Origin of the sequence: Haloarcula amylolytica (genome assembly GCF_049705545.1) — an archaeon.
GTDB classification, from domain to species: Archaea; Halobacteriota; Halobacteria; order Halobacteriales; family Haloarculaceae; genus Haloarcula; species Haloarcula amylolytica_B.
The window spans coordinates 1,564,155-1,590,322 of record NZ_JBNAMU010000001.1 but is presented as its reverse complement, the minus strand read 5'-3'; the positions used below and the strand labels follow the sequence as shown (position 1 = coordinate 1,590,322).

At 64.6% G+C, this 26,168-nt stretch carries 31 protein-coding genes; 16 read left to right on the top strand and 15 right to left on the bottom strand.

What is annotated here, in order from left to right; genetic code table 11:
• Positions 1 to 147: 147 nt before the first annotated feature.
• From ACOZ4H_RS08505 to ACOZ4H_RS08495, 3 genes are all read right to left on the bottom strand, one after another.
• Positions 148 to 399 (bottom strand): DUF6684 family protein, encoded by a 252-nt coding sequence (locus ACOZ4H_RS08505; protein WP_424328865.1) that lies wholly within the window; start codon positions 397 to 399, stop codon positions 148 to 150.
• Positions 400 to 462: 63 nt separating this feature from the next.
• A complete protein-coding gene (locus ACOZ4H_RS08500; RefSeq protein WP_424328864.1) occupies positions 463 to 858 on the bottom strand; it encodes a DUF7541 family protein in 396 nt (131 codons plus the stop codon).
• Positions 859 to 905: 47 nt separating this feature from the next.
• Entirely contained in the window at positions 906 to 1,346 is a 441-nt protein-coding gene (locus ACOZ4H_RS08495) for a hypothetical protein (RefSeq protein WP_424328863.1), read from the bottom strand.
• A gap of 126 nt (positions 1,347 to 1,472) precedes the next feature.
• Between ACOZ4H_RS08495 and ACOZ4H_RS08490 the strand changes: the two genes are divergently transcribed.
• Complete coding sequence (locus ACOZ4H_RS08490) at positions 1,473 to 3,989, top strand: DUF7527 domain-containing protein (RefSeq protein WP_424328862.1); 2,517 nt, start codon at positions 1,473 to 1,475, stop codon at positions 3,987 to 3,989.
• Positions 3,990 to 3,998: 9 nt separating this feature from the next.
• Here the strand turns inward: ACOZ4H_RS08490 and ACOZ4H_RS08485 are convergent, their stop codons facing one another.
• Positions 3,999 to 4,304 carry a hypothetical protein gene (locus tag ACOZ4H_RS08485; protein WP_004516266.1) on the bottom strand — a complete coding sequence of 102 codons (306 nt, stop codon included), beginning with the start codon at positions 4,302 to 4,304 and terminating at the stop codon, positions 3,999 to 4,001.
• A gap of 178 nt (positions 4,305 to 4,482) precedes the next feature.
• Between ACOZ4H_RS08485 and ACOZ4H_RS08480 the strand changes: the two genes are divergently transcribed.
• From ACOZ4H_RS08480 to ACOZ4H_RS08470, 3 genes are all read left to right on the top strand, one after another.
• Positions 4,483 to 5,859, top strand: coding sequence for an adenylosuccinate synthase (locus ACOZ4H_RS08480; RefSeq protein ID WP_424328861.1), 1,377 nt, complete (start codon positions 4,483 to 4,485; stop codon positions 5,857 to 5,859).
• Positions 5,860 to 5,970: 111 nt separating this feature from the next.
• Positions 5,971 to 6,165, top strand: a complete 195-nt coding sequence (locus tag ACOZ4H_RS08475) for a methytransferase partner Trm112 (protein ID WP_424328860.1) — start codon at positions 5,971 to 5,973, stop codon at positions 6,163 to 6,165.
• Between the two features lie 33 nt (positions 6,166 to 6,198).
• Positions 6,199 to 6,762 carry a DUF7524 family protein gene (locus ACOZ4H_RS08470; RefSeq protein WP_424328859.1) on the top strand — a complete coding sequence of 188 codons (564 nt, stop codon included), beginning with the start codon at positions 6,199 to 6,201 and terminating at the stop codon, positions 6,760 to 6,762.
• An 11-nt stretch (positions 6,763 to 6,773) separates the two neighbouring features.
• On the opposite strand, the gene ACOZ4H_RS08465 is transcribed toward ACOZ4H_RS08470, so the two are convergent.
• From ACOZ4H_RS08465 to ACOZ4H_RS08455, 3 genes are all read right to left on the bottom strand, one after another.
• Positions 6,774 to 7,850, bottom strand: a complete 1,077-nt coding sequence (locus ACOZ4H_RS08465) for a DR2241 family protein (RefSeq protein ID WP_424328858.1) — start codon at positions 7,848 to 7,850, stop codon at positions 6,774 to 6,776.
• Between the two features lie 98 nt (positions 7,851 to 7,948).
• Positions 7,949 to 8,830, bottom strand: coding sequence for a CbiX/SirB N-terminal domain-containing protein (locus ACOZ4H_RS08460; RefSeq protein WP_424328857.1), 882 nt, complete (start codon positions 8,828 to 8,830; stop codon positions 7,949 to 7,951).
• A 114-nt stretch (positions 8,831 to 8,944) separates the two neighbouring features.
• Positions 8,945 to 9,103, bottom strand: a complete 159-nt coding sequence (locus tag ACOZ4H_RS08455; RefSeq protein ID WP_424328856.1) for a hypothetical protein — start codon at positions 9,101 to 9,103, stop codon at positions 8,945 to 8,947.
• A 200-nt stretch (positions 9,104 to 9,303) separates the two neighbouring features.
• On the opposite strand from ACOZ4H_RS08455, the gene ACOZ4H_RS08450 reads away from it, so the two are divergent.
• The 5 genes from ACOZ4H_RS08450 to corA all read left to right on the top strand — a co-directional run bounded on the left by ACOZ4H_RS08450 (position 9,304) and on the right by corA (position 13,242).
• Complete coding sequence (locus ACOZ4H_RS08450) at positions 9,304 to 9,777, top strand: DUF7523 family protein (RefSeq protein ID WP_424328855.1); 474 nt, start codon at positions 9,304 to 9,306, stop codon at positions 9,775 to 9,777.
• A gap of 47 nt (positions 9,778 to 9,824) precedes the next feature.
• Complete coding sequence (gene cysS, locus ACOZ4H_RS08445; protein ID WP_424328854.1) at positions 9,825 to 11,303, top strand: cysteine--tRNA ligase; 1,479 nt, start codon at positions 9,825 to 9,827, stop codon at positions 11,301 to 11,303.
• A 109-nt stretch (positions 11,304 to 11,412) separates the two neighbouring features.
• Positions 11,413 to 12,054, top strand: a complete 642-nt coding sequence (locus tag ACOZ4H_RS08440; protein WP_424328853.1) for a DUF6517 family protein — start codon at positions 11,413 to 11,415, stop codon at positions 12,052 to 12,054.
• Positions 12,055 to 12,097: 43 nt separating this feature from the next.
• The gene (locus ACOZ4H_RS08435) at positions 12,098 to 12,268 is read left to right on the top strand and encodes a hypothetical protein (RefSeq protein WP_424328852.1); all 171 of its coding nucleotides are present in this window, start codon (positions 12,098 to 12,100) and stop codon (positions 12,266 to 12,268) included.
• Positions 12,265 to 13,242 (top strand): magnesium/cobalt transporter CorA, encoded by a 978-nt coding sequence (corA, locus tag ACOZ4H_RS08430; protein ID WP_424328851.1) that lies wholly within the window; start codon positions 12,265 to 12,267, stop codon positions 13,240 to 13,242. The genes ACOZ4H_RS08435 and corA overlap by 4 nt, the downstream gene beginning before the upstream one ends.
• Here the strand turns inward: corA and ACOZ4H_RS08425 are convergent.
• Together ACOZ4H_RS08425 and ACOZ4H_RS08420 are read right to left on the bottom strand one after the other, a co-directional pair.
• On the bottom strand, positions 13,237 to 14,463 hold the full coding sequence (locus tag ACOZ4H_RS08425) for a tripartite tricarboxylate transporter permease (RefSeq protein WP_424328850.1): 1,227 nt from the start codon (positions 14,461 to 14,463) through the stop codon (positions 13,237 to 13,239). The two genes, corA and ACOZ4H_RS08425, sit on opposite strands and share 6 nt — an antisense overlap.
• A 122-nt stretch (positions 14,464 to 14,585) precedes the next feature.
• Positions 14,586 to 14,756, bottom strand: a complete 171-nt coding sequence (locus tag ACOZ4H_RS08420) for a hypothetical protein (protein WP_424328849.1) — start codon at positions 14,754 to 14,756, stop codon at positions 14,586 to 14,588.
• Positions 14,757 to 14,824: 68 nt separating this feature from the next.
• Here ACOZ4H_RS08420 and glp point away from each other — a divergent pair, with 68 nt between their 5' ends.
• Both glp and ACOZ4H_RS08410 read left to right on the top strand, forming a co-directional pair.
• Entirely contained in the window at positions 14,825 to 16,045 is a 1,221-nt protein-coding gene (gene glp / locus ACOZ4H_RS08415) for a gephyrin-like molybdotransferase Glp (RefSeq protein ID WP_424328848.1), read from the top strand.
• A complete protein-coding gene (locus ACOZ4H_RS08410; protein ID WP_424328847.1) occupies positions 16,042 to 17,934 on the top strand; it encodes a molybdopterin biosynthesis protein in 1,893 nt (630 codons plus the stop codon). The genes glp and ACOZ4H_RS08410 overlap by 4 nt, the downstream gene beginning before the upstream one ends.
• Before the next feature lie 372 nt (positions 17,935 to 18,306).
• Here the strand turns inward: ACOZ4H_RS08410 and ACOZ4H_RS08405 are convergent, their stop codons facing one another.
• Positions 18,307 to 19,158 (bottom strand): 3-keto-5-aminohexanoate cleavage protein, encoded by an 852-nt coding sequence (locus ACOZ4H_RS08405; protein WP_424330354.1) that lies wholly within the window; start codon positions 19,156 to 19,158, stop codon positions 18,307 to 18,309.
• A gap of 2 nt (positions 19,159 to 19,160) precedes the next feature.
• The gene (locus tag ACOZ4H_RS08400; protein ID WP_424328846.1) at positions 19,161 to 19,346 is read right to left on the bottom strand and encodes a hypothetical protein; all 186 of its coding nucleotides are present in this window, start codon (positions 19,344 to 19,346) and stop codon (positions 19,161 to 19,163) included.
• 230 nt (positions 19,347 to 19,576) lie between these two features.
• Between ACOZ4H_RS08400 and ACOZ4H_RS08395 the strand changes: the two genes are divergently transcribed.
• Positions 19,577 to 20,800 carry an iron-containing alcohol dehydrogenase family protein gene (locus tag ACOZ4H_RS08395; RefSeq protein ID WP_424328845.1) on the top strand — a complete coding sequence of 408 codons (1,224 nt, stop codon included), beginning with the start codon at positions 19,577 to 19,579 and terminating at the stop codon, positions 20,798 to 20,800.
• Positions 20,801 to 20,987: 187 nt separating this feature from the next.
• Here ACOZ4H_RS08395 and ACOZ4H_RS08390 read toward each other — a convergent pair whose 3' ends face one another.
• Together ACOZ4H_RS08390 and ACOZ4H_RS08385 are read right to left on the bottom strand one after the other, a co-directional pair.
• On the bottom strand, positions 20,988 to 22,157 hold the full coding sequence (locus ACOZ4H_RS08390) for an NAD(P)/FAD-dependent oxidoreductase (protein ID WP_424328844.1): 1,170 nt from the start codon (positions 22,155 to 22,157) through the stop codon (positions 20,988 to 20,990).
• A gap of 273 nt (positions 22,158 to 22,430) precedes the next feature.
• Entirely contained in the window at positions 22,431 to 23,126 is a 696-nt protein-coding gene (locus tag ACOZ4H_RS08385; protein ID WP_424328843.1) for a ThuA domain-containing protein, read from the bottom strand.
• A 225-nt stretch (positions 23,127 to 23,351) separates the two neighbouring features.
• Here ACOZ4H_RS08385 and ACOZ4H_RS08380 point away from each other — a divergent pair, with 225 nt between their 5' ends.
• Positions 23,352 to 23,726 (top strand): winged helix-turn-helix transcriptional regulator, encoded by a 375-nt coding sequence (locus ACOZ4H_RS08380; protein WP_424328842.1) that lies wholly within the window; start codon positions 23,352 to 23,354, stop codon positions 23,724 to 23,726.
• Between the two features lie 46 nt (positions 23,727 to 23,772).
• Positions 23,773 to 24,183 carry a CoA-binding protein gene (locus ACOZ4H_RS08375; protein ID WP_424328841.1) on the top strand — a complete coding sequence of 137 codons (411 nt, stop codon included), beginning with the start codon at positions 23,773 to 23,775 and terminating at the stop codon, positions 24,181 to 24,183.
• A gap of 256 nt (positions 24,184 to 24,439) precedes the next feature.
• Here ACOZ4H_RS08375 and ACOZ4H_RS08370 read toward each other — a convergent pair whose 3' ends face one another.
• Complete coding sequence (locus tag ACOZ4H_RS08370; protein WP_424328840.1) at positions 24,440 to 24,823, bottom strand: thiol-disulfide oxidoreductase DCC family protein; 384 nt, start codon at positions 24,821 to 24,823, stop codon at positions 24,440 to 24,442.
• 311 nt (positions 24,824 to 25,134) lie between these two features.
• On the opposite strand from ACOZ4H_RS08370, the gene ACOZ4H_RS08365 reads away from it, so the two are divergent.
• Positions 25,135 to 25,377: a BolA/IbaG family iron-sulfur metabolism protein gene (locus tag ACOZ4H_RS08365; RefSeq protein ID WP_424328839.1), complete on the top strand. Its 243-nt coding sequence runs from the start codon at positions 25,135 to 25,137 to the stop codon at positions 25,375 to 25,377.
• Between the two features lie 72 nt (positions 25,378 to 25,449).
• Positions 25,450 to 25,800 carry a glutaredoxin family protein gene (locus ACOZ4H_RS08360; protein ID WP_424328838.1) on the top strand — a complete coding sequence of 117 codons (351 nt, stop codon included), beginning with the start codon at positions 25,450 to 25,452 and terminating at the stop codon, positions 25,798 to 25,800.
• A 17-nt stretch (positions 25,801 to 25,817) separates the two neighbouring features.
• Here the strand turns inward: ACOZ4H_RS08360 and ACOZ4H_RS08355 are convergent, their stop codons facing one another.
• The gene (locus ACOZ4H_RS08355; protein WP_137684282.1) at positions 25,818 to 26,000 is read right to left on the bottom strand and encodes a DUF5786 family protein; all 183 of its coding nucleotides are present in this window, start codon (positions 25,998 to 26,000) and stop codon (positions 25,818 to 25,820) included.
• Positions 26,001 to 26,168 lie beyond the last annotated feature (168 nt).

Here is a 26,168-nt window from a genome sequence, read left to right as displayed (position 1 = left end):
ATTATCAAAGGGTCGATTCCTACAGCAACGACGATAAAATACGGCTCCCATCCGGCATTGAAACCGCAGAATGAAGGGGCCACCTCACACTGTCACCCGGTGGCGAGCGCGGTCGGTCTTCGAAACGGTTTACCTGAAACTGTCCGCTCAGTCTTCGTGGCCCAGTTCGCCGCTCTCTTTCTCGGCGTTCTCGACGGCCTTCCCCGCGTAGTAGGTCAGGACGGCGAGCAGCAGGAACATCGAGATAATCAGTGCGAACTGCAACCCTGAGAAGACGGGATCCGTCCCGAACGCCGGGAACGCGGCGAACGCGACGATGAAGAAGAGGAGAATCCCGAGTGGGATGACGTTCACGGTGAGGTCGAGCAGGGTGTCTTTTTCGAACCCGAACAGTGCCATGCCTGCCCGTTAGCACAGGCCAGTAAATAGAGTGTTGGTTTCCGTATCGGGCGGGTGTCCGTCTTACGCCGCGGTCTGTTCCATTATCGAGGCGACGCCGCCCATCGCGATCATCACAGCGCCCGCCACGCCGACGGCCACCAGTCGAGTGAGCAGCGGCCCGGTGCCGACGTTCGAGATCGCGATATCGGCGAACGGGACCTGCCAGAGCGCAAACGCGGCAGCGATGACGATGAGGGCCACGCCGACGCCAAGCAGGGTCGGCCACGGCCGCTCGACGTAGCCGGACTCGGTCAGGATGCCGGCGATACTGCCGCCGAACAGTATCAGTCCGAAGACAGCCACTGGAAAGAGCCCGACGAACACGCCGATCTCTGACAGTGCCAATCCCAGTGCGACGAACAGCGGCCACGGACTCGCGGTCGGATACTGGTCGCTTAGTCCCGGCTCCTCTACCATACCCGTATTTGCGGCCGCGGGGTGATATGTCCATCGGACCGGTGGTGTTACGGCCAGACGACGACGCCGAACACGAGGTGGAACACCCCGATGGCGGTAAAGCCGACCGCGACGAGCCAATCGCCGGGCCGGGAACCCATGTGTCGCTGGGTCGCTGCCCTGAGAAACCACCATATTGCGAGCCACACGAGCAGATACGGGGCGAACCACTCTCCGAGCCACTCGCCTGCGAGGAGGTCGAGCACGCCGATGGTCACCAGCACGTAGCTCACGGCGTGATTCATTATCTGGGCGATTCCGCGCACGTCCGATTGTTTCGTCTGGTAGGTGACAACCAGGAGCGAGAGCGGTCGCAGTGGTTCCCCGTCAGTCGGTATCGCGCCGTCGAAATCCAGCAGGCGGGGCATCGCGAAGTGGACGAGGCCCAGTACGACGGTAAACACGCCACAGACACCGAACCCGACGACGCGAACGATATCGACCATCATTGGAGGGAGCCGACTGACCTTCACCGGGGGTGATAAAAAGCGCTCCGTCGGCCCCTGTCCCTATCGTAAACACCACTGATGCTGTGGGCACAAACTATTTGTCCACCATCCGGCTTGGTGAGGGTAATGAGTACACGCACGGTCGAACGGGTCGACGGCTGGGAGTCGGTTCCGTTCGACGGCGGGTTCGCGGGCCTGCAGGACCTCGCCGGACAGGAGTTCTCCGGCGCGGTCATCGCGGGTCCGACGCGCCTGTTCATGTTGAACGGGACCGTCGTCGGCGTCCTCGACGGCACCATCGAGGATTTCGAGGACGCGTCGGGAACAGCCAAGCGGTCACCGCACGAGGCCTTGCCCCTGCTTGCAGTGATGCAGGAGCGCGCCGACGAGGTGAAAGCACAGTACTACACCGAAGACACGGCGCTTGCGGAAGTCGACCAGACACTGTCGAGCGGCAACTTTACCGGCTTTATCGAACTCTCCGAGAACGTCCTCTCGGGCGACTACTACACCGTCTATCACCAGGGCCGCTCGATGAGCGTCGCGTGGGTCGGCAACTCCGACAACCTCCTCACCGACGACGAGGCGTTCGAGACGGCCAACGACGAGGTCGGCATCTACGAGGTCATGCCGGTCGACATCGAGCCGATAGAGATTCCGGACCCGCCGGAGGACGACGCGGACGAGCAGTCAGCGGACCCGGCGGCCGCCGGCGTCGATCCGCTCGACGCTGGCGACGAAACGGCTGTCGACGACCAACCGGCCGACGCTGGTGCGGTGGACAGCACGCCAGCAGAGGCGACGGAGCCTGCCGAACCGACGCCGCGAGACGAGGCCAGCGACGAACCGGCGGAGACGCCGCCGGACGCAGTCGGAGATACCGAAGCCGATGGAACCGACGATGCTGGACAGACCCAGCCAACAGCGGAATCACCGCCGGACCGCGGCCCGGCGAGCGGCGGCCCGCCGGGGTCGAAAGCCGCCGGTGCGGCTCCGGGCCGGTCCCGCCGTAGCTCCGAACCGGACGACCAGTCGAGTGCGGACAGCCAGCCAGACGGCGACGCGGCCGACCGGGCGGCGACAGGCACCGACACCGAGACACAGCCGGACCCCGACCACAGTACCACCGACCGGAGAGCCACGGAGCGTGACGCCGCTACGGAGACCGAATCGAAGCGCTCGGCAACGGAATCGTCACAAACACAGGAAGCCCGGCACGCCAGTGCCCGAAGCTCTCAGACACAGAGCGACCAGGCTGCTTCGACCGACCGTCGCACCGAACCGACCGACTCGCAGCCGGGCCAGAGCCCAGAGTCACGGCCGTCCCAGGCACAGTCCGGATCGGCGGCGCCCCCGACGCCGGAATCCGGATCTGGCGGGTCCAGTACGGACCTGGAGACGCGCTCGGTCCCGTCGCTGGACCCGAACAAGTCCGGGGGTGCTCAGGAGAGCACGACCACTAGCGTGTCACCGACCCAAACCCCGCCAACCGGGGGACAGCAGGCATCCACGCCGCGACGTGACCAGCCGGCACAGGACGACCCACCACCGGCGACCGAATCCAGTGTGCAGGGGCCAGCGCCGGCCCAGGAGAGCCGGGGCACAACCGGACAGGACGTACAGTCGGCCGACACACCGCAGGACCAACCGTCGACAGCAGACCAGCAACGGTCGCCTGCCGACGAAGAGCCCTCGCCGCGCGAGGGGGAGCGCGTCGCGGAACTGGAATCCGAACTGGAACAGCGAGCCGAGACCGTGTCGGAACTCGAATCCGAACTCACCGATCTGGAGGCCACAAACCAGGAACTTCGGGACGAGCGCGACCGCCTGGAGTCGGAGCTAGCTGACGCACGCGCCGAAATCGATCGGCTGGAGGAGCAACTCGACGAGCAGAGCGACACCGCTGCGGGCGGAACCCGACTCAGTACCGGCGAGGCGATAAACGGGACGAACCTCTTCGTCAGATACGACTCGAAGGGCAAGGCGACGCTGGAGGAGGCCAAGGACGGCGAGGCGAGCCGCGAGGAAGTCGAATCGAACCTCAGACTGGAGTACCACACACAGTTCGAAGCCGAGGGGGCCACGGTCAATGGGACGCCGTTCGAGGAGTTCCTCGAAGACAGCATCCAGTACCGCTTCGTCAACTGGCTCATCCGGAACCTCCTCTATGAGATTCGGGACACCGGTCACGCTGGAGCGATGAAGAACCTCTACGAGGGCCTTCCAGCTATCGACCGCGCCGAACTGAACGGCAACGTCACGGTGACCTACACGGAGGACGGCCAGGAGAACCGCTCGCAGGAGCGGTTCGACGTCGTCGTCCGTGACCGGATGGGGAACCCGCTCGTCGTCGCAAACATCAACGACTCGCGAGAACCGGCCTCCGAGGGCCAGATGTCGGACCTCATCCGGAACGCTGAACGGGTCGGTAACGCCTCCGGATCGCTTGCGTCAGCGTTTCTCGTCACGAGCAGTTTCTTCGAGCCAGGGGCGCTCGAAACGGCCGAAGACGCCACTTCAAGCGGGCTGTTCAGTCGCGATAAGCGGAAGAGCTTCGTGAACCTCTCGCGCAAAGAGGGCTTTCACCTCTGTCTGTTAGAAGCGAGAAACCAGGAGTTCCACCTGGCGGTCCCGGAACTCTGAGAGAGAAGCTTAGCCTTCGATTTCGGCCGCGTCTTCGATCTTCATACCTTCGAGCTTGTCGATGATTTCGTCGACCTTCTCGTCGAGGTCGTCGACGAACTCACCGGTCTGTTCGGTCGTGATCGCACCCTGGCTGGAGGGCTCGATGAGGTTCTCCTCTTCGAGAACGCGCAGCGAGTAGCGCACCTTGTGGTGCGGGTAGCCGGTTTCGTTGGACATCTTCACGATACCGATAGGCTCGTTCTCTATAACCATGCGAAGCACCTGCAAATGGCGCTCCAGCATGTCAACTTCCTTTTCAAGCCTGTCTATCATGGCAATTGTTAACTTGTGTTTGTGGTATTTAAAGGTTCTCCCTCGGACAACCGCTATAACGTTGATATGTTCGAACAGGGGTGTCTTAAAACCGTCGTAACGATTCACATGGGTACTGCTCACGAGCGTAATATCGGGACCGTAATCTGTTTATCACGGTGGATGGAAGGTGCGTGCGATGACCGTAACCATCGTCGGCTCACAGCTCGGCGACGAAGGGAAGGGCGGCATCGTCGACCTGTACGGCGACGACGTGGACGTCGTCGCGCGCTATCAGGGCGGCGACAACGCCGGCCACACCGTCGTCCACGAGGGCGAGGAGTACAAGCTCTCGCTGGTTCCGAGCGGAGCCATCCGCGGCAAGGTCGGCGTACTCGGCAACGGGTGCGTCGTCAATCCGCGAACGCTGTTCGACGAGATAGACACGCTCCAGGAACGCGGCCTCGACCCGGACGTCCGCATCGCCGAACGAGCACACGTCATTCTCCCGTTCCACCGCGTGCTCGACGGTATCGAGGAGAAAGTAAAAAGCGAAACGGATCAGGAAGTCGGCACGACGGGCCGGGGTATCGGCCCGACCTACGAGGACAAAGCCGGCCGGCGCGGCGTCCGCGTCGGCGACCTGCTCGACCCGGACGTGCTCCGGGAGCGCCTCGAATACGTCGTCCCGCAGAAGCGGGCCGTCGTCGAGGACGTGTACGGCCTCGACATCGGCGAACTTGAAGATCCCAACGCCTTCGACGTGGACGCCATCTTCGAGGAGTTCCGCGAGTTCGGCCGCCGCTTCGAGGCCGAGGACATGACCGTCAACGCCGGGGCCTTCCTCAGCGCGACCATCGACGAAGGCCAGAACGTCATGCTGGAGGGCGCACAGGGGACGATAATCGACATCGACCACGGGAACTACCCCTACGTCACCTCCTCGAACCCGACGGCCGGCGGCGCGGCGACGGGGACCGGACTCAGCCCCGGCGTCGTCGGCGACGGCGAAGTCATCGGGATCGTGAAGGCGTACCTCACTCGCGTCGGAAGTGGCCCGCTGCCGACCGAACTTGGCGGCGTCGTCGGCGACACGCCCGGCTACGACGAGCAGGGCGAAGGCGAGGACGAGGAGCTGGCGAACTACATCCGCGAGGAAGGCGGCGAGTACGGCACGGTTACCGGCCGTCCGCGACGGGTCGGCTGGCTCGACCTGCCAATGTTGCGCCACTCCACACGCGTGTCCGGGTTTACCGGCATCGCCATCAACCACCTCGACGTGCTCGCCGGCCTCGACAAAGTGAAGGTCGGCCACACGTACACGCTCGACGGCGAGGAGCTGGCGTCGATGCCCGCGACCACCGAGCAGTGGGCGAAATGTGAGGCGAACTTCCGGTCGTTCGACGGCTGGCCCGAAATCGACTGGCAGAACGCTGCCGACAAGGGGTACGACGCACTCCCCGAGAACGCGAAGGCCTACGTCGAATACATCGAAGCCGAACTCGACACGCCGGCCTACGCCATCGGCGTCGGTCCCGGCCGCGGCGAAACCATCGTCCGCGAACAGCCGTTCTAACGGGTTTCTGTTGAGTTCGCCGTTCGAGTCCCATCAACCACTTCCCGGCGACGGGGACACGGCCACTGGGAGAGCGGCAGACTTTTGCGACCGCCGGTCTTGGCTGAACGTATGAAAGAGGACCTGATGGAAATTATTTGCTGCCCTCTGGACAAGCACGACCTCGACCTCGAAGTGACGGAGCGCGACGACGGCGAGATCATGTCGGGCGAACTCGTCTGCACCGAGTGTGGCGAGACGTTCCCCATTGAGGACGGCATTCCGAACCTGCTCCCGCCGGACATGCGCGACGAGGCACCGGCCTGAACCTTTTTTTCCTCGCCCCGCGGAGTCACGCCCGTGCCTGACTCCCTGCCCGTGCACCTCAACCGGACGGACATCCACAGCCTGGAAGTTCCAAAGGAGTTCGACGCGACAGGGAGTTTCGACGTGCAGTTACACAACCACGGCGAGGCGCTGCACGTCCATCTCCATCTCGACGACTCGCTCTCTTCCGTCGCGTCGCTTGACGCCACGAACCATCACGTACGGGCCGAAACCGACCGGTTGGTCAGGGTGACTGTCGACGGTGACGGGCCAGTCCGTGGCAAGCTAAAGGTCGTGACGGGGTACGGGGCGGAAACCCGATACATCGATATTTTCATCCCGGAAGGCGGGACCGAGAACGAACCGGTCATCGTCGACGACGACCTGTCGAAACCACAGCCGAAACCGGCGACGGAGTCTGAACCCGGCCTCCAAGATCTCCCTTTAGGGCCGGTGCTGGCGGCTGGCGGCTTCACGGTCCTGATTGCGGGACTCATCACGCTGGTACTCACCGGGAACGTGCTGTTGACCGTCGGCGCAGTCCTCGCGGTCACAATCCTGGTGGGCCTCCTGTCCGTCGCAGTTCGCTTGCCCTGAATTGTCAGGGTTTACTGCTCCGTCTCGACGCCGCCGAGGTTCCCCTCGTCGTCGAACAGCTTCGATCGCAGGAACCGCGTGCGGTACCGGTTGGCTCCCTCGTAGATGTCGGCCTCGCGGATGTCCTCGGCCTCGCCGTCGGCGACAGCGTCGATGATGTCCTCGATCTGTTCTTTCTCGCTGGGCGTCAGTTCGAACTCGTAGGTCTGGGTCTCCTCGCCCTCGAGTTTCGTCCACTTGCGTGCGCCAGCGATGACGAGCGAGCAGGGTTCGCGGCAGGGGAACGTCCCCGATCCGCCGTCGACGTCGAGGTCCGTTTCGTCGTCGTACTGCCACTCCCGGCGTTTGAGACACTGGGAGTCGTCACAGCAGGCCTCGGCGACCCAGTTGACGTGTTCGTAGCCGTCGCCGCGGTCCCAGGTCTTGACGACGCCGTAAATCCCGGTCTGCCGGTCGACGGTGTCCCGCCAGTGGCTCACGTCGAGTTCGCCCTCTCGCTCGCGGTGCCAGTTCGCGATGGTCGCCGGGTAGAACGCGTCGACCGTCGTGACGAACTCGCCCGCCGATAGCTCGGGGAACGCCCAGCCGGTCTGGAGCGACGGCGCGGTCTTGAGCGGACGGTAGCCACCGTCGTCGTCGTGCTTCGCGATCTCGCGCGCGTCGAGCGGGTCGTCGTGGGTTTCGAGCGCGCTGGTTCCGACATCCGCGTCGGCGCGGTGCCGGACGCTGTAGGTGCGCGCTCCGTCAGAGAGCGTGACGGTCAGGTGGAGTTCCCCCCAGGTCGCGGACACCCCGTCAGCAAGCGCGTCGTAGCGCTCGGCCACGTCCCGCTGCTCCGCCCCTTCGAGCCAGCGGAGGAACGCCCAGCGGTCCGCCTTCTGAGGCGCGGTGGCGTGCCAGAAGTACCAGTTTCGGACGTGCGGTGACTCTGCCGCCACCGTCCGGAGCGTCTCCTCGTCGATGCCACTGTGGTCCACGTCCGGCGTCTGGAACGTGTACCCGTCTGTCTCGTGGGCCACGTGGAGGTCGTCGAAGGCGATGCCATCGGGGGCGGTTGCCACCAGCGCGTCCACGTACTCGCCGTCCATACCGGAAAACGGGACTCAGTCGGCAAAAGTCGGCTGGTTCCGGCCAGCCAGTGGCGGAATCCCGTTATTGTGACCCAACGGCAGCAGTCGGTGAGCCGTCAGTCGCCGGTCGCGGGCTTTGCGCCGCCGGTCTCCTCGCGCACCTGTTCGATTGCGCTGCTCACGTCGGCCCCCGCGTCAGCGGCCCGTTCGAGCACCACGTCAGCCATCAGCGGCTCCGTTCCGACCGCTCCGGCGTACCAGATATCGTGGCCCTCGACAGTGGTCGGCACGTCGTAGCCCGTCCGATAGTCGTCGGTCAGGCCCATGTCCTCGGGGATATCCTCCTGGGTGTGGAAGCCGTCGGCGATGAACAGCGGCACGACGACGATGTCGTCGCTCTCGAAGTAGTCCGCGACATCGTCGACCTCGGGGTCCTCGTCCATGAACAGCGACTGTACCTCGTCGAAGCGGTCCCGCTCGCGGATACGGTCGGCGTGGTACTGGATGGCCTTCGCGGAGTTCTCGTTGCGCTCCGTGCCGTGGCCGACGACTGCGAGTCCGAACCCTTCGCCGACATCGGGGTCGCCGGTGACGGACTCGGCCCGTTGGACGATGACGTCGCTCATCGAGTCGTGTGTCCCGACCGGGCCGCAGTAGTGGACCGTCTGGTCCGTGTCCTCGGCGGCCAGCGTCGCGTTGGTCGCGCTCGTCCCGTCGGAGTCCCACAGCTCGGGGTCCCAGTCCTCCAGGCGGAACTCCCGGGGGATGACCTGCTCGGTGAAGTAGCCCTCAGAGATGAATAGCGGAACCAGATACACCTCATCAGCGTCGACGGTCCGCAGCGCCTCCCGGAACGACGGTTCCTCCTTCCAGAACGACTCACGGACTTCGGCGAACGCGCCGGTCGCCCGAATCGTGTCCGCGTGATCGTAGGTGGGCGTACTCGACTCGGCGTTCAGGTGGGAGCCGTGGGCCGCGATAACGAGTGCTTCGTCCATACCCACCGGTTGGTGCGAGCCGTCCTTAGGGCCTTCGTTGGCCTGTCCGGGTAGCCGGCAGGCTGCTCGGTGTCGAACTCGGAAAGTGAGTGGTTACCGATCGATTCCGTCCGGTCACAGCCCGAACAGGAGGACGTAGAACAACAGTCCGGCGGCCGCAAGCAGTGCGGCGTGTCCCAGCGCGCCGGCAGCGACGACGATGCCGCCGATGACTCGTTCCGCTGCTCCTAGGGGCTGTCCGAACGCCTTCCGCTCTCGTTGTGCAATCGCCATTGGTCTTCCCTCGTGTAGAGAGTGGACGCCGAGGGGGACAAACCCCTACCCCTGTTCTCACTCGCTGGGAGTGGGCCCGCAGTTCTGAGGGAGTGGCGCGCCGGTGTGGCGATTATGGCCCGACGCCGCCGGCTCCGCCACCCGCGGTCGCTCGCTCCCGATGGAACGACTTTTGCCCGCGCCGGGCGTGGCCGACGCCAATGTCACTCGCCGCCGCGACCAGGGACGCCGTCCGCGAACGCCCGTTCCTCTACGACGCGCTCCGGGCCGGCGTCGTCAACTACACCGCCGCTGCGCGCACACTCGGCATCGACGGCGAGGAGGAGGCCATCGCGACTGCGCTCCGTCGGTTCGCCGAGGAACTGGACGACGTCCCGGCCCACGACAGCGACGCCCGCGTCTCGATGCAGAGTGGCCTGGGGCGGGCCGAGTCGCCCGACGCCGTCCTCCAGGTGGGGGACGCCGCCTTCGCCGAGGGCGCTGGCTCGCTGACGGGCATCGTCGCCACCGGCGACCTCTCGCCGCCGGCGCTGGCCGAGGTGCTGGGACGCCTGCGAGCGGCGGACGTCTCCGTCGACGCCGCCGGCGTCACCGAGGACGCGCTCGTCGTGGTCGTGAGTCGCCGCGCGGGACCGGACGCGCTCCGGGTGGTCGAAGCGACTGTACAGGGGTGAGTCGCCTTCCGACGGCTTAAAGCGGGCGGCCCCAGTTCTCCCCGGTAATGACGCTTCGCGTGACGAACACGTTGACCGGTGAGAAAGAGCCCTTCGAGCCGCGCGACCCCGACTCCGTGTTGCTGTACTACTGTGGGCTGACGACCTCCGACCCGCCCCACCTCGGGCACGCGCGAGGGTGGGTCCACGTCGACGTGATGGCCCGCTGGCTCGACTATCTGGGCTACGACGTCCACCACGTCGAAAACTTCACCGACGTCAACGAGAAGATCGTCGCCCGCGTCGGCGAGGACGGCGACAGCGAGGAGAGCGTGGCTCGCCACTACGTCCAGCAGGTCATCGACGACATGCGCTCGCTCAACCTCGGCCGCGCGGAGGTGTATCCCCGCGTCTCCGAGCACGTCCCGGAGATCATCGACCTCGTCGAGCGACTCGTCGAGCAGGGCCACGCCTACGAGCAAAACGGCTCCGTCTACTTCGACGTGACAAGCTTCGAGGACTACGGCAAGCTCTCGAACCAGTCCGTCGACGATATCGAGTCCCAGGGCGAGGACACCGAAGGGGAGAAGCGCCACCCGGCCGACTTCGCGCTCTGGAAAGCCGGCGGCGTCGACCCCGAGGACATCGCCGAACATCAGCACTCCGAGGCCGCACCTGCCGAGGAGGCTTGCCAGACTGCCCAGACCTGGGACTCCCCGTGGGGCGAAGGTCGGCCCGGCTGGCACATCGAGTGCTCGGCGATGTCGATGACTCACCTCGACGAGTCCATCGACATCCACGTCGGCGGCCAGGACCTCGTCTTCCCGCACCACGAGAACGAGGTGGCCCAGAGCGAGGCTGCGACCGGTCAGCAGTTCGCGAAGTACTGGCTCCACGTCCGCCTGCTGGAGACCGAGGAGGAGAAGATGTCCTCCTCGCTTGGCAACTACTTCACCGTCGCCGACGCCGTCGAGGAGTTCGGTCCCGACGTGCTCCGAACCTTCCTGCTGTCGACGGCCTACACTTCGCGGGCGACCTACAGCGACGAGACCATCGCGGAGGCCGAGGAGCGCTGGGACCGCCTCTCCCGGGGCTACGAACGGGCGGTCGAGGCCTGCGACGACGTGGATGCCTACGCGAAGGTGACCGATGAGACGCTTCGCGACGCCGTCGACGACGCCCGCTCGGCGTTCGAAGAGGCAATGAACGACGACTTCAACACGCGGGAAGCGATGACCGCGCTGCTCGACCTGACGGCCGCAGTGAACTCCCACCTCGACGCCCACGAGCAGCGTGACTACCAGGGACTCCGCCGTGCCGTCGAAACGTTCGAGGAACTCGGCGGCGGCATCCTCGGGCTGGCGTTCGGCGACGACGACAGCGGTGACGTGTCGCTTGCCGGCGACGTGGTCGATCTGGTTCTGGACATCCGCGAGCAGGAGCGAGACGCGGGCAACTACGAACGCGCCGACGAACTCCGGGACGAACTCGAAGCGCTCGGCGTCGAGGTACAGGACACCGACGACGGGCCGACCTACCGGCTCTGAAAAGAGACGACAGACCGGCTCTGGGACGTTTATCGGCGGCCTTTTGTACCTCAGGTAACAGCTTGAACGGCCAAGTACTTTATATACTGGACACAGTGTAGGAACAACAATGCGAAAGGGGATACTCACACTTCTTGTCGGACTACTCGTCGTCTCGTCGGGCTGTGTCGGCCTGATAACCGGGGAGACAGTCGAGTTCGACTCCGCACCGGCGACAGTCAGCGACAGTGCGCTCGAAGAAACCGGCTACGAACAGTCGATGGCTGACGAACAGACTCTCGAGCGGACGGTCACCGTCGCGGGCCAGGAACGGACGATCCGCGTCACGAACCACATCCGACAGTACGAGCGCGGTATCGACCTCGGGCCGGTCGGTGAGGTCAACGCCGGCCGGTTCATCGTCTTCTCGACGCCCAGCGCCAGCGTCGCGGGGCAGTCGCTGAACCCCGCGGCAAGCTGGTCCAACGAACGCCTTGTCGAGGAAGTCGCCAGTCGAAACGACCAGATCAACGATGTCCAGTTCGAACGCAACCGCTCGGTGGAGGCGCTGGGCGAGTCCCGCGAGGTGGCCGTGTTCTCCGGCACGACGACTATCCAGGGTCAGGAAGTCGATGTCCTGATTCATCTCACGAGCTTTGAGCACGAGGGCGACGTGGTCGTCGCCGTCGCCGTTTACCCGGAACAGATCGACGATCAAGAGAGCCCGCGCATCGATACGCTGCTCGGCGGCCTCTCGCACTCGGGCAACTGACTGCGGGGACACTGTTTTCTTTCGGGCCAGTGATGACGGAGGCATGAATCGGCTGTTCGTCGCAGGTGTGGTGCTCACGCTCGTCGGCATCGCCGGCTACGTCATCGGGACGAGCGTCGTCTACCCCGGCCGCTCCGCGTCAGTGACGGCGGTTATGGTCGGGCTGACGGTGGCGGCCGTCGGCCACGCCACGCCGACGGAGGACACACCGTGATCTCCGCAGTGGTGTACGCCGACGGACAGGCGATGGAGTACGAGGACCTGACGGCCGCCCGAACCGCTGTCGGGACGACGTGGGTTCACGTCACCGACGCAACACCCGATGAGGTCGAGGCCGTCAGCTCCGCCTTCGACCTCCACTCACTGACTATCGAGGACATCAAGAACGACGTCCGGGCCAACGTCCAGGAGTTCAACGCCTACACTTTCGTGCTCGTCAAATCCGCGTCTCTCACGCCCGGCGATACGACGTTCGACAAAGAGGTGAAAACGACGCCGCTTGGCCTGTTCATCGGCCCCGACTGGGTCGTCACGCTGTCGACGGGAGCCGTCCCGTCCGTCCAGCGCGTGATGGACGCTGTCGGCCGCGGGGACGAGCGACTTCTCCACCGGGGCCCGGATTTCACGGCCTACCGGGTCATCGATGTCATCGTCGACGCGTATTTCGACCTGCTGGACGAGATCGAGACCGATATCGAACAGATCGAGGAGGAAGTGACCACCTCCACCGATATCGAAACGCTCGAACGGATCAACGACGTTCGGCGCGACCTGCTGTCCTTCCGCAAACAGGTCTGGCCGGCGCGGGAAGCGATCGGCGTGCTCGCCCGCGGCGACCCCAAGCAGATCCAGCCACAGACGGAGAAGTACTTCCGGGACGTGTACGACCACCTGGTCCAGATCGTCGACCTGACCGAGACCTACCGCGATCTGGTGGCAGGCGCGCGGGACATCTACCTGAACACGGTGTCACAGTCCACCAACGAAGTGATGAAGGTGCTCACCGTCGTCGCGACCATCTTCATCCCGCTGACGTTCGTCGTCGGCGTGTACGGGATGAACTTTGCCGACAGCCCGTACAACATGCCGGAACTGGGCTGGGCGTTCAGCTACCCCGCGGTGATGATCGGGATGGTGATCGTCGTCGCCGTCTTGCTCGCCCATTTCCGCCAGCGGGGCTACCTATAGCGCCAGCGGGACGAGCAACACCCCCATCAGAGTCGCCCGCCGAGCCCCGAAATTCGGTGGAAGGTGGCCGACGGCGGTAGCGGCCCCGAATGCACCGACGCCGACAAGACCGGCGAAGAGCGCGGAGAGGCAGATCAGGACCGCTATCACCGACAGCGAGAGGTACGTCGGGTCCAGTCGGCCGACGACCTTGAGGTAGCGGTCGCCGACGGTCGGGACGAGTATCGCGCCGGCGACGGCAGCCATGGCGACCGCGGCCAGCAGCGCCGGGAGCACGAGCGGCACCTCGGCCCGGTCGAGCGCAACGAGGACGCCGGTTCGGGGCGTTCCCAACGAGATGAGCGCGAACAGCGCAAACACCGCCGTCGCCGTGTTGACGCCGCTCGTCGTCACGATGAACGCCCGCGGCCCCTGATCGGAGATCAGACCCAGCGCCAGCGTTGCTGCGATAGCGCTGGAGATGCCAGGGATGTAGCCGACAGCGCCACCACAGAGCGTCCCGATGCCGGCGAGAACGCCGACCGTTCGTCGCGGCGTCGTCACCGTCGCGTCGGCCTGTGGCGGGACGCCGTCCCCCTCGATAGCGGCCAGGAGCACCGGCGCGCCGAACAGCCCCGAAAACAGCGGGACCAGCACGTCCGACACAGGCAATGCTCCGGTTACCGGCGCGTCGAGCAGGGCGATTCCGAGCAGTCCACTGGCGGCCAGGGAACACGCCGCACCAACCTGCTGGCGGCGGCCCTGCTCCGTGACCACGAGCAGGACGGCGACCCCCGCGAGGAGCACCGGGAGCCGCGGCCGGAGCAGCGGATACGCATGCGCCATTACCAGAGTGAGCGGAACCGCGAGCGGGACGGCAAACACCACCGCCAGCCCGCTCCCCAGCGCTGACAGGCGAAGCGCCTCCCGACCACGTCCTTCAATGACCAGCTGGTGGCTCGGCAGCGCGCTGGCCGCCATCGCCGGGTCCGGGACACCGAGTGCCAGCGCCGGAATCACGTCGAGAAAAGTGTGTGTTACCCCGGCAGAAAGCATCGCGACGCCGACGTAGAGCCGCGGCCCCGGCAGACTGCTCGCCGCGGCGGCGAGCAAGAGCGCGAACGTGTTGGCGTGCAACCCCGGGACGAGGCCGCTGAGCGTTCCGAGGCCGATTCCCGCCCCGACCGCAGCGAGTAACGCGAGCGTCGCTGTCGGGTCGACGGCGGGAGTCCCCGGGAGCATACCGGGGCATGGCCCCGTTCCCGTACTTGAACCTCCGCGACGGTCGGCCTGGCTATAGTAACAATTGAAACGATTTACACACCGACCGCACTGCAGTCGTGCGGTCGGGTGTGCATTGATTTTCAATGGCTACTATATTCTTCGACAGCGTGGTGCGGGCCGACCGGACCGTGTTCGGGGCAGGTCCCGGCGATAGGTGTGGCGTTGAGACAGCAGTGCCGGCTGTTGGTCGCGACTAGCCCCATCGAGAGTTCGCTCCCGCAGAGGCGACAGTGGAGGGTCGGTTCACTCATACATGTCCTCCCGTCCGTACCCTCCTGAACCTGGCGAGCTTTTTGGTGTGCCGGCCATTCGTACCCACATGAGCAATGAGTCCCGAAAGTCGGCCGGGTTCAAGGACCGAACGCCGGTGACGGCAGCCAGGGAGACGCTACTGGACGCAGTGTCCCCACACGAGCGGACGGAGGACGTCCCGCTGCGCGACGCCGACGAGCGCGTCGTCGCGGGCGAAATCACTGCCGAGCGAGCGGTGCCCCACTACCGGCGCGCGGCGATGGACGGCTTCGCCGTCAGGGCCGAGGACACGTTCGGCGCGAGCCAGCGGTCGCCCGCATCGCTCCGGGTCGACGAAACAGTGACCACAGAAACAGCGGCCCGCGTGCACACGGGGAGCGAACTCCCCGAGGGTGCCGACGCCGTCGTGATGGTCGAGGAGACCGAGGTGACTGGCGACAGGGTCACCGTGTTCGATGCGGTCGCCGGCGGGGAGAACGTCGCACCCGTCGGCGAGGACGTGGCGGAAGGGCAGACGCTGTACGGGGACGGCCACAGACTCCGCCCGTCGGACCTGGGGCTGTTGAAATCCGTCGGTAACGATACCGTCGAGGTGTACGAACGGCCCTCCGTCAGCGTGATTCCGACCGGCGAGGAGCTGGTGCAGGACGACCCCGAACCCGGGGAAGTCATCGAGACGAACGGCCAGACCGTCGCTCAGTACGTCGAGCGCTGGGGCGGCGACGCGACCTACCGCGACATCGTCACCGACGACGTGGACGCGCTACGGGCGGCCATCAGCGACGACCTGGACCACGACGTCGTAGTGACGACCGGTGGCTCCTCCGTCGGCGAGCGTGACCTACTGCCGGAGGTAGTTGACGGAATCGGCGAAGTGCTGGTCCACGGCGTCGCGCTGAAACCGGGCCACCCGGTCGCGCTGGGCGTGGTCGAAGAGACACCGATTCTCATGCTCCCGGGGTATCCGGTCGCCTGCATCGTCAACGCCGTCCAGTTCCTCCGACCGGCGCTTCGGCGGGCCGGCCATCTCCCGCCGACCGACCCGCCGACGACCGAGGCCGAACTCACGCGAAAAATCGCCAGCGAGCCGGGAACCAGAACCTACGCCCGGGTGGAACTCCACGACGGGGACGGCGATGGAACGACCGCGACGCCGACACGGGCCAGCGGCTCTGGCGTCCTCTCAAGCGTCGCGCTCGCCGACGGCTGGGTCGTTGTGCCGGAGTCCGTCGAGGGGTACGACGCCGGCGACACCGTGACCGTCGAGGACTGGGAGTGGTCGCAGTGAGCGACCGCCGCGAATTCCGCGACCTGGCCTCGCCCGAGGAGGCCCACGAGGTCGTCGCGGGCCTCGACATCGACCCCGCCCCGGAGACGGTCCCGCTGGCAGATGCACGGGACCGCGTCCTCGCCGAGCGGGTCGACGCCGACATCGACGTGCCGGGGTTCGACCGCGCGAGCATGGACGGCTACGCGGTCCGGGCCAGGGACACCTTCGGCGCTGACGAGGCCGACCCGGTCACGCTGTCGGTCGCCGGGGAGGTCCACGCCGGCGAGAAGCCCGACGTGACCGTCGAGTCGGGCGTTGTCGCCGAAATATCCACTGGCGCGGTGATGCCGCCCGGCGCGGATGCCGTCGTGATGGTCGAGCGAACGACCGAGACTGATGACGACGGCGTCGAGATACGCACGTCCGTCGCGCCCGGTGACAACGTGATGCTCGCCGGCGCGGACATCGCGGCCGGGGCGCGCGCGCTCGGCCCCGGAACGCGCATCACGCCGCGCGAAATCGGACTCCTGTCCGCACTGGGCGTCGACGAGGTCCCGGTGCGCGGCCGGCCGCAGGTCGGCATTCTCTCGACCGGCGACGAACTCGTCCGGCCCGGAGATCCCCTCGATAGCGCCGCCGGCCAGATTTACGACGTGAACAGCTACACGCTCGCCGGCGCGGTCGCGGAGGCCGGCGGGAACCCGGTGATGTACCCCCACGCCGGCGACGACTACGAGGAGATGGAGCGGTTGCTCCACGAGGCGGCCGACGAGTGCGACCTCGTTCTCTCGTCGGGGTCGACCAGCGCCAGCGCGGTCGACGTCATCTACCGCGTGATCGAGGAACGCGGCGAACTCAGGCTCCACGGCGTCGCCGTCAAGCCCGGCAAGCCGATGCTCGTCGGCACTATCGGCGACTCGGCGTACGTCGGCTTGCCCGGGTACCCGGTGTCGGCGCTGACCATCTTCCAGACGTTCGTCGCGCCGGCGGTCCGGGACGCCGCCGGGCGGGACCCGCCACAGACGGCGACGGTCTCCGGCACGATGGCGGTCCAGGAACGCTACGGCGAGGGGCGCAGACGCCTCATGCCGGCCGGCCTGGTCGAGGACGAGACGGGGTCGCTGCTGGTCTATCCCGTCGACAAGGGCAGCGGCGCGACGACGAGCCTCGTCGACGCCGACGGCTTCGTGGACGTGCCGCCGGGGACAGACTACCTTGCGGAGGGGGAGGCAGTCGACGTGACGCTGTTCTCCCCGGCGGTCAGACCGCCGACGCTTCTCGGCATGGGCGAGGACGACCCCCTCCTCTCGTGCTTGCTTGACACCGTTTCCCGCCCACGGTATCTCCCGCTCGGGTCTACTGAAGGGCTCCGCCGCCTCGGCAACGGCGTGCCCGATATTGCCGTCGTCGCGGGTCCGACCAGCAGCGACCACGAAGCGACCGATATCGGGGGGTGGCAGCGCGAGTGGGGACTGGTCGTCAGTCCTGATACCGATGTGTCCGACCTGGGCGACCTCGTCGACGGTGACTACCGCTTCGTCAACCGCGACACCGCATCCGGACTGCGACGGAGTTTCGACGACGCACTCGACACCTTCGGCGAGAAGCGGGGCGTCGGCCGCGCAGAACTCATCGATGCCATCGACGGCTACGAACTCACGACGAAGGCACACGAAAGCCCCGCCCGGAAGGTTCTGGCGGGCGACGCAGATGCGGGCCTGGGACTCCGGGCTACGGCGGCGAAACTCGGACTCGGGTTCGTCTCGCTGGGAACACAACCGGTTCGCGTCCTCGCGAACCCGGACCGACGTGAGAAAGACAGCGTTACCGAGTTCGCTGAGACGATTGACGACATCGACTCGCTAATCGATGGGATGGCCGGGATGGCCGGGATGGAGCCCCAGTAGGGGACGACTATACCGAGCATAGAATATATAGATTAATCGGGAGCATCTCTAAAGTATAATAGAGATTATAATACAGCGTGAGACCAGATATTGTCATAGAATAGCGTCGGATACCGCCGCTATCGGCGCTATTCGAGTCCTCAGCTGTTCCGATAACCCCGCAGAGGCCGTTCTCGCTCACCTGCGGTACTACTCCTATCGGTTCGAACGTAATTAGCTTCTCACTCTGGTTCTATCCAGATATGGTGGCACTCAGATACCATTGTTTGTCCTCTAACGGCACGGCCGCTCCAACTTAATATAAAATTCTAGTGTATAATTCTGATCTTATACTTTTCTCTCACTCTCCCGAAACAGTTGCCCATCGCGGCGTCACAGTTCTTCCAGACCCAGTATCTCCCTGGCCTCCGCGGTGGATGCGACGGGCCGGCCCAACTCGTCAGCCAGTCGTACCACGCGCTCAACGAGGCGGGCGTTGCTCTCGGCGAGTCCGTCCCGTTCGTAGTAGACGTTGTCTTCGAGACCGACGCGGACGTGGCCGCCGAACAGCAGTCCCATGGTCGCAAAGGGCAACTGGTGTCGGCCGAACCCGAGCGTGTTGAACAGTGTGCCGTCGGGGAGATTGTCGATTGCGTTCAGGAAGTTCCCCGGCGTCGGCGGTGTCAGCGTTCCCGGGCCGAAGATGAGCGTCGCGTACACCGGATCGGCGAGGTCACGGCGGTCGAGCAGTCCCTCGACTTCGTTCATGTGGCCGTCGTTGAACACCTCCAGTTCCGGCTTGATACCGCGGTCGATCATTTCGGCGTGCAGCGAGTCGACCAGAGCACGCGTGTTCTCGCTGGTCAGGTGGTCGTAGCGGTTCAGCGGCCCCATATCCAGCGAGGCCATCTCCGGCGGCGGGTCCGTTCGGAGCGGCTGGTGGCGTACATCGTCCGGCGCGCCCGTCCCACCCGTTGAATGCTGGATGATGATGTCGTCGGTGTGGCGGCGAACGGCGTCGTCGATCTCCTGAAAGCGCTCCGTTTGGAAGGAGCGCTCACCGTTCGGTTTCCGAGCGTGAAGATGGACGACAGACGCGCCGGCGGCCTCGACCTCTCCCGCCGCTCGGCCGATCTCTTCCGGCGTCTCCGGCAGATTCGGGTTCGCTTCCTTGCCGTGGACGCCGCCAGTCAGCGCCGCGGTGATGATGACCGGGTCCGCATCGAGGTACGCCTCGTAACCCACTGTCACTCGCCCTCCGAGTGGGCCTGAAATATCTCGCAGTGCTGCCCGTGGTCCAGGTCGTATCGGTCGTTGCAGATGTCAGCCCGCATCGGCTGAACGAACGTCTCCGCAGCAGCGCAGTAGGCTCGCTCGTGGTCGAACGAACGTGCCCCATCCGCCTTTCGATACTCCAGATATGGACAGGCCATGCTGACACTACAGAAAGGTTGTTGTTAACGATTCACTTGTGTCTGGCAACGTAGTTACACTGATGTCTCCCGGTATCATCTGTATGAGAAACCTTCACAATCGTGATGCCCGATATGTCGGTAATGACACCCGGTAGAGGCAGTCGCCGTCATGTGACCACGGTTGCGGGCGACCACAAAGAGAACGCCGTCGATGGCCCGAAACTGCGAGAACCGAATGAGTCACAGCCATGACCGACACACCGGTCGCCGCCGACCTCGCAGCCCCCTTCCGATTCGAGTACGACCCCGCAACGCTCCGCTACGGGCCCGGTGCCACCCGTGCACTGGACACGGAGTTGGACGGACAGGGCGACGACCGCGCGCTGGTCGTCTGTGGCGCTACCGTCGGTGAGACGCCGGCTGTGATGGACCCCGTTCGAGAGGGGCTCGGTGACCGACTGGCCGGCGTCTTCGCGGAAACGACGCCAGCCAAGCGGCTCGGCACCGCCTACGACGGCCTCGAACGCTTCCGCGAGGTCGATGCTGACTGTCTCGTGGCCGTCGGCGGCGGGAGCAGCCTCGACGTGGCGAAAGTCATCAGTATCCTCGCGGCGACTGACCGCGACCCGGCCGCTGTCGGCCAGGCGTTTGTCGACGCCGGAACGATAGCTGTCCCGGAAGCGGAGCTGCCGCCGATTGTGGCCGTCCCGACGACACTGGCCGGCGCTGACCTCTCTATCGTGGCGGGGGTCACAGCCGCGCCAGACACGTGCCCCGTGAACGAGCCTGCCAGTGGCGGTGTCGGCGATCCGAAACTGATGCCCGCAGCCGTCTGTTACGACCCAAAGCTGATTGCGACGACGCCCCGGTCGGTCCTCACGGCTTCGGCGATGAACGGCTTCGACAAAGGTATCGAGACGCTGTACGCAGCCAACGTAACGCCGATAACCGACGCCATGGCGTCGCACGGCCTCGGCCTTCTCACGGAAGGACTGCTCGCATTCGGCAACGGTGACGACGACCCCTGGGTGTATCAGTCGCTCACTCAGGGTATCATGCTCGTCCAGTACGGCATCTCGCGGGCCGACGGGACGACGCTCTCGCTGGTCCACGCCCTCGGTCACGGGCTGACCCGGACCTACGAGGTCCAACAGGGCGCGGCCCACGCGGTCATTGCCCCGCACGCGCTCTCATATCTCTTCGAGCAGGTCGACGGTCGGCGGTCGCTCTTGGCCGACGCGCTCGGCGTCGGTGATGCTGCCGACCCCGCTGCCGCGGTCGTCGATCGAGTCAGTGAGGTGGTGACGACGCTGGGACTGCCAACGCGACTCCGTGACGTAGCCGGCCCCGACCGCGAGGAGTTTCCCGAAGTTGCCGACGCCGTCCTCGAAGACGCTTTCATGGCGAATGCCCCGTCGGGGCTGGAGCCAACCCGAGCGGATATCGTCGACGTATTAGAGTCGGCTTGGTAGTTCACTGAACGGTGGCTGTGCAGAGGGAAACCGACACAGCGTACCGCGCGAGCGGAGCGAGCGCGGTTTCACTCCGAGCGCGCTCGTAGAGCGCGACTCGGAGGTCGTTTTTAGCGTAGATTTTTGCGAGGAGCCCTCCTACAGCGGCGCGAAGCGCCGCGAGGAAGGGCGACGAAGTAAAAAGGTACTACATGTCGGGCCAGGCCTTGGCGGCCCGACCGACACCGGTGACGTCGTTGATCCAGCGGGCGGCAATCGCTTTCTTCAGCAGTTTCGCGGGCGTGCCGCCAAACGTCTCGATAGGGACGTTCACCACGTCGTGGGCGACGGCTTTCTCACCGACCGAAACAACCGTCCCCTTGTCCTTGTGGGTCCAGGTCTTCAGCGGCTGGCCGCGAACGGCGCGAGCGAGGTTCTCCCCGGCGACTTCGGCGGCTTGCCAGGCGGCCTGGGCCGTCGGCGGTGCGGGCTGGTCGCCGGGCTGGTCGATCAGTGCTGAATCACCGATGGCGAAGACGTGCTCGTCGTCGGTCTGGAAGTTCCCCTCAGCGTGCACCCGATGGTTGCGCTCGTCTTTGTCGAGGTCGACATCTTGCATACAATCGCGGCCGGTGATGCCGCCGGTCCAGACTAACACGTCGTAGTCCAGTTCGTCCTCGTCGCCGATGTAGACGGTTTCCTCGTCGACCTCGCCGATGAACTCACCGCATTTGATGTTCACGTCGGCGGCTTCCAGGCGCTTGCGCAGGGCACCCTGGAGCTCGGGGTCGCTGTTGGGCAGAACGTTATCCAGTCCTTCGACGAGATGGATGTCGATGGGCGCGTTGTGTTCGTCGCGGAACTCGGCGACTTCGCCGGCGGTCTGGATACCCGAGAGGCCAGCGCCGCCGATGACGACCTGCGCGGGGTCGTTGGTGGAGGCTTCGCGGGCCGCTTGCTGAATGTTGTCGTGGATTTCGAGCGCGTCGTCGAGGCTCTTGAGAGTCAGGGCGTGCTCTTCGAGCCCCTCGATCCCGAAGAAGGCCGTCTGCGAGCCCAGTCCCACGAGCAGGTAGTCGTACTCGACAGTGTCGGAGTCAGCGAGGTCCACTTCCTGGGCGTCGGTGTCGATACCGACGACCTCGTCCTGAATGAACGAGGTCGAGGGCTGCTTGATCTCGTGGATCGGAATCGCGATGTTCTCCTGCACGCTCGGGTCCCGAATACACCGGTGGGACTCGTGCAAGACCAGGTGGTAGTCCGTCTCAGAAATCCAGGTGACATCAACGTCCGTCTCACCGTCTAGCTCGTCCTCTAAACTCTTGATTGCCCCCGCGCCGGCATACCCCGCACCGAGCACGACCACGTTCTCTGTCATAGGCCACTCTCCGGAGTCATCCGATACAAACCCTTTGGAATCGGTCCACGGCCCCGCTGTTGTCCTCGCATGCTGACTCACGGTCGTGGCGCAGTCCTCTAAGTTTGCAGTCGCCTTCGGTCGCGCCACTGGGGGAAAACAGCGCCTACCGTTGCCACAGACGTCTCCTAATTACCTGTTTATACACACGGTCTGTCCATCCTCGCCGGTCAATTGAACAGGGTGGTCCGACACATCTGGGACCGACGAGCAGCACAACGGTTGCCCTGACCGTTAGAGCTGCTCGACGCTGGGACGGTCGGCCTCACTCGGGGCGGCCCACGCAACGGCGTTGTGTAAGAGCCTCTGAACGACCGGTCGGTGGTACACTGGAAACGTCTCGTGGCCGGGTTGGAAGTAGAAGATCCTCCCAGCACCCCGGTGGTAACAACACCCGCTGGGAAACACCGTCCCGTCGTCACACCAACTCACTGTTACCAGGGAGTCCGGTATCGGCAGATCGAACCCCTTTCCGTAGATCTCGGCACGTTCGAGTTCGAACTCATCGGGAAGCCCGTCGGTAATGGGATGGCTCGCTTCGACGATCCAGACGTGCTCGCGTTCACCCTCTTCGCGCCAGCGCAGGGCGCCAGTCGTTCCCATGAGCAACTCGAACGGCTTCGACTCGTGACTGGAGTGGAGCGGGATGAACCCCATCCCGTCGCGGACCGCCTGCTCGACGCGGTTCGCGACCGCGTCGCTGACAGCATCGTGTGCGATGTCGCCCCACCACAGCAACACGTCAGTTTCGGCGAGCACTTCCTCGGTGAGTCCGTGGTCCGGGTCCTCCAGCGTCGCTGTTCGGACGGTGTGGCCATAGGAGACGAGCATCTCAGCCAGCGTCGTGTGGATCCCGTCGGGGTACATCGCGTTCGCCGGGCCTGTCGCCCGTTCGTGCTGATTTTCGTTCCACACGGTGACCGTCGCCATACAAGAATGCACTTCATAACCGGATAAAAATATGCTTACTCTCTACTGGCTGAAAGACGGACGTTTTGAACGGTAGCCCGCCATGATGTGTTCATGTGGATAACCTAGGAAGTGGCGGTGATCTCGGTACTCGTGCAGTTATCCGGCGTGGGTCCCGCCCACTGGGTTCCAGTCACCTGTACAGGGGTAGTTATTAGCCGTCCGCGGCCGAAATATCGACAAGATATGAGCGAATCACCGGAGAAGCTCTCCGTCTGGTGTGCTGGCGAAGAGTGGTGTCCGATAACCACGACGGCGTCCCTCATCGGGAAGAAGTGGCACCCAGTTATCATCCATCGATTACTTGAGAACGGGCCGTCAGGCTTTAACGAACTCAAAGAGAACGTCGACGGGATTTCTTCCAAAGTGCTCTCTGACAGCCTCGAAGACCTGCAGGAGAAAGGGCTCGTCGACCGGGAAGTAATCAACGAACAGCCGTTTCGCGTCAATTATTCGCTAACCGAACACGGGGAGTCACTGGAGTCTGTAATCACCGAAATGGCGGCGTGGGGCCAGACCTACCTGCAGGAACCGTCCGAGTCCGACGAGCCCGCGGAGTAGCTCCCGCAGGCAATACCTTTTGTCGCTGCCCGGCGAACTTCCGCGTATGCCTGTTAGCTCAGATGACGAACTCCGAGAGATTCTCGAACTGGACCGCGTCGCCGTTGTCGGATGTTCGACCAGTCCCGGCAAGGACGCTCACGAGATTCCGAAGTACCTCAACGAACAGGGGTACGAGGTGATTCCGGTCAATCCCTACGCCGACGAGATATTCGGACAGAAGGCCTACAACTCGCTGTCAGAGATTCCCGGCGAAATAGACATCATCGACGTGTTCAGGCCCAGCGACGAGGTCAGCGACATCGTCGACGCAGCGCTGGAACGCGACGACGACGCCGTCATCTGGCTCCAACTCGGCATCCACGACGACGAGGCCGTTGAACGCGCCGAGGCGGCCGGCCGCCGCGTCGTTCAAGACCGCTGTATGAAGCCGACCCATCAGCAACTGATGGCCTGAACTGGCAGGTGACTGTTGGCTGCGGCTGACAACCGCCGCCCGATACGGATTAGTCTGTGGCTGGGCCCTATCCAGAGTATGCTGCCATGGGAAGTAGAGGCGTACTGGCTCGTCCGGCTTCTGTTCCACCGGGCGCTGGCGGTTATTTATTTGCTGGCGTTCCTCGTCGCGGCCACGCGGTTCCGGTGTCGGTGCTGCTCTACGTCAGCCCGGTCAGCGAGGGTGACCTGCAACATGCTAGGATCAGATAGGGCTCTCAGTTCGAGTCGTCCCTGCGTGCCGGCGGCGTCTTCGACATGAGTTTTCCCCACTTCGACCGATTATCGGCGACCTGCCGATAGGCCCGCTCGCGGAGCCGCTCGTAGTCCTCAAACTGCCTGAAAAAGGAGACCAGCGGCCGCGCCGGCTTGCCCATGTCGGTGTAGGTGAGCGCAGTTTCGATGGACTCCCCGCAAGAATACACCTCCTCCTCGGTCACCAGATGCGAACAGGATTCGTAGTCATCCGGCAGGCGCTCCAGCAGATCATCGCCGAGCTCGGAGAATCCGACGATTTCGAGGTCGGACCGCTCGTCGATGAAGTCCGCCCACCACGTACAGAAGCCGCAGTCGTCGTCGTAGACGAGCGTTGCGTCGCTCATATACGGTTTACGTACCCGACGCACAAACACCTGTGGTTCAGCCGGCAGGCATTTCCAGCCAATCACCGCAGGGTAGGACGTGGAGCGGTTCGTCAAACTGGTTGCGGCCGGCGGGCTTACCTTGGTGGTCGGGCGCTGGACAGTCCGTTTCACGGCGGCGCTCGGGGATCTGGTTCGGCGAACGCGCGCTCGCACTCCTGGGACTGGCTGCCCCCGGGGGGTCGGTGTCGGTCGGGAGCTGTCACTCGGTTGGTGGCCACGACGTGACTGTGACGCCAACTGTTTTGCCCGCCGCTCTCTTCAGAGCGCGTATGGACGAAGATGCGGTCGCCGAACTCATCGAGGAAGCGCTTCCGGAGGCACAGGCGACGGTCACCACACCACGGGACCCCGACGACGACAAACACTACGCCGTACGCGTGGTTTCCCCAGCGTTCGAAGGAGAATCGCTGGTCGACCAGCACCAGCTCGTCCACGACGCGCTCGGCGAGCATCTCACCCGCGACATTCACGCCATCGAGCTGACGACGCTGACGCCAGAGGAAGCCGAGTAGTCGAGTGCCCCGACGCTGTGGCCTCGCTCGCCTCGTCGGTACGCCTTTATTGCCGACGCCGTTAGTGACGGTATGGCATTCGAGCCCGAAGAACTCTCGCCGGAAGAGGTCACGGATCAGGTAGACACTGTCATCGAGGACAACGAGGTCGTGCTGTTCATGAAAGGCAACGAGTTGATGCCGCAGTGTGGCTACTCGAAGAAGGCGCTGGGACTCCTGAAACAGTACCGCGAGGACATCGAGACGGTGGACGTACTCAAGGCGACTGACGCCTACCGCGAGGCGCTTGAACGGCACAGCGGGCGCGAGACGATTCCCCAAACATTTGTCGACGGGGAATTCATCGGCGGGAGCGACATTCTCGAACAGTTGGACGAACGCGGCGAACTCGCGGAAAAAGTCGGGCAGGAATCGCCGTTCTGAGGGGGGATTCGAGGCCGTTACTCCTCGTCGTCTTCGTCTTTCATGTCGCCGAGCTTGTCGACGAGGTCGCTCGTGGTCGCCTCCGTCTCGAAGGAGACCGACCCGTCGTGGTCGTTCTCGTGGACCGCAACGCCTTCGCTGTCGTCTGCGTCTACGTCGTTGTCCTTCTGTTCGGATTCATCGTAGCTACCAAAGCCCATACAAATACATCTCGCAGTCCCACACTAAAATTCGCCGGTTCCTGGCGGGACACGACGATACGATGACATAACGAGACAAGCAAAGGTTCTTTACCGTGCTCGCACTCCCGCTAGATAACGGCAGTCGAGAGCCGTGGTTTTCCGACGGCTATCGGGCCTCCATCTCCA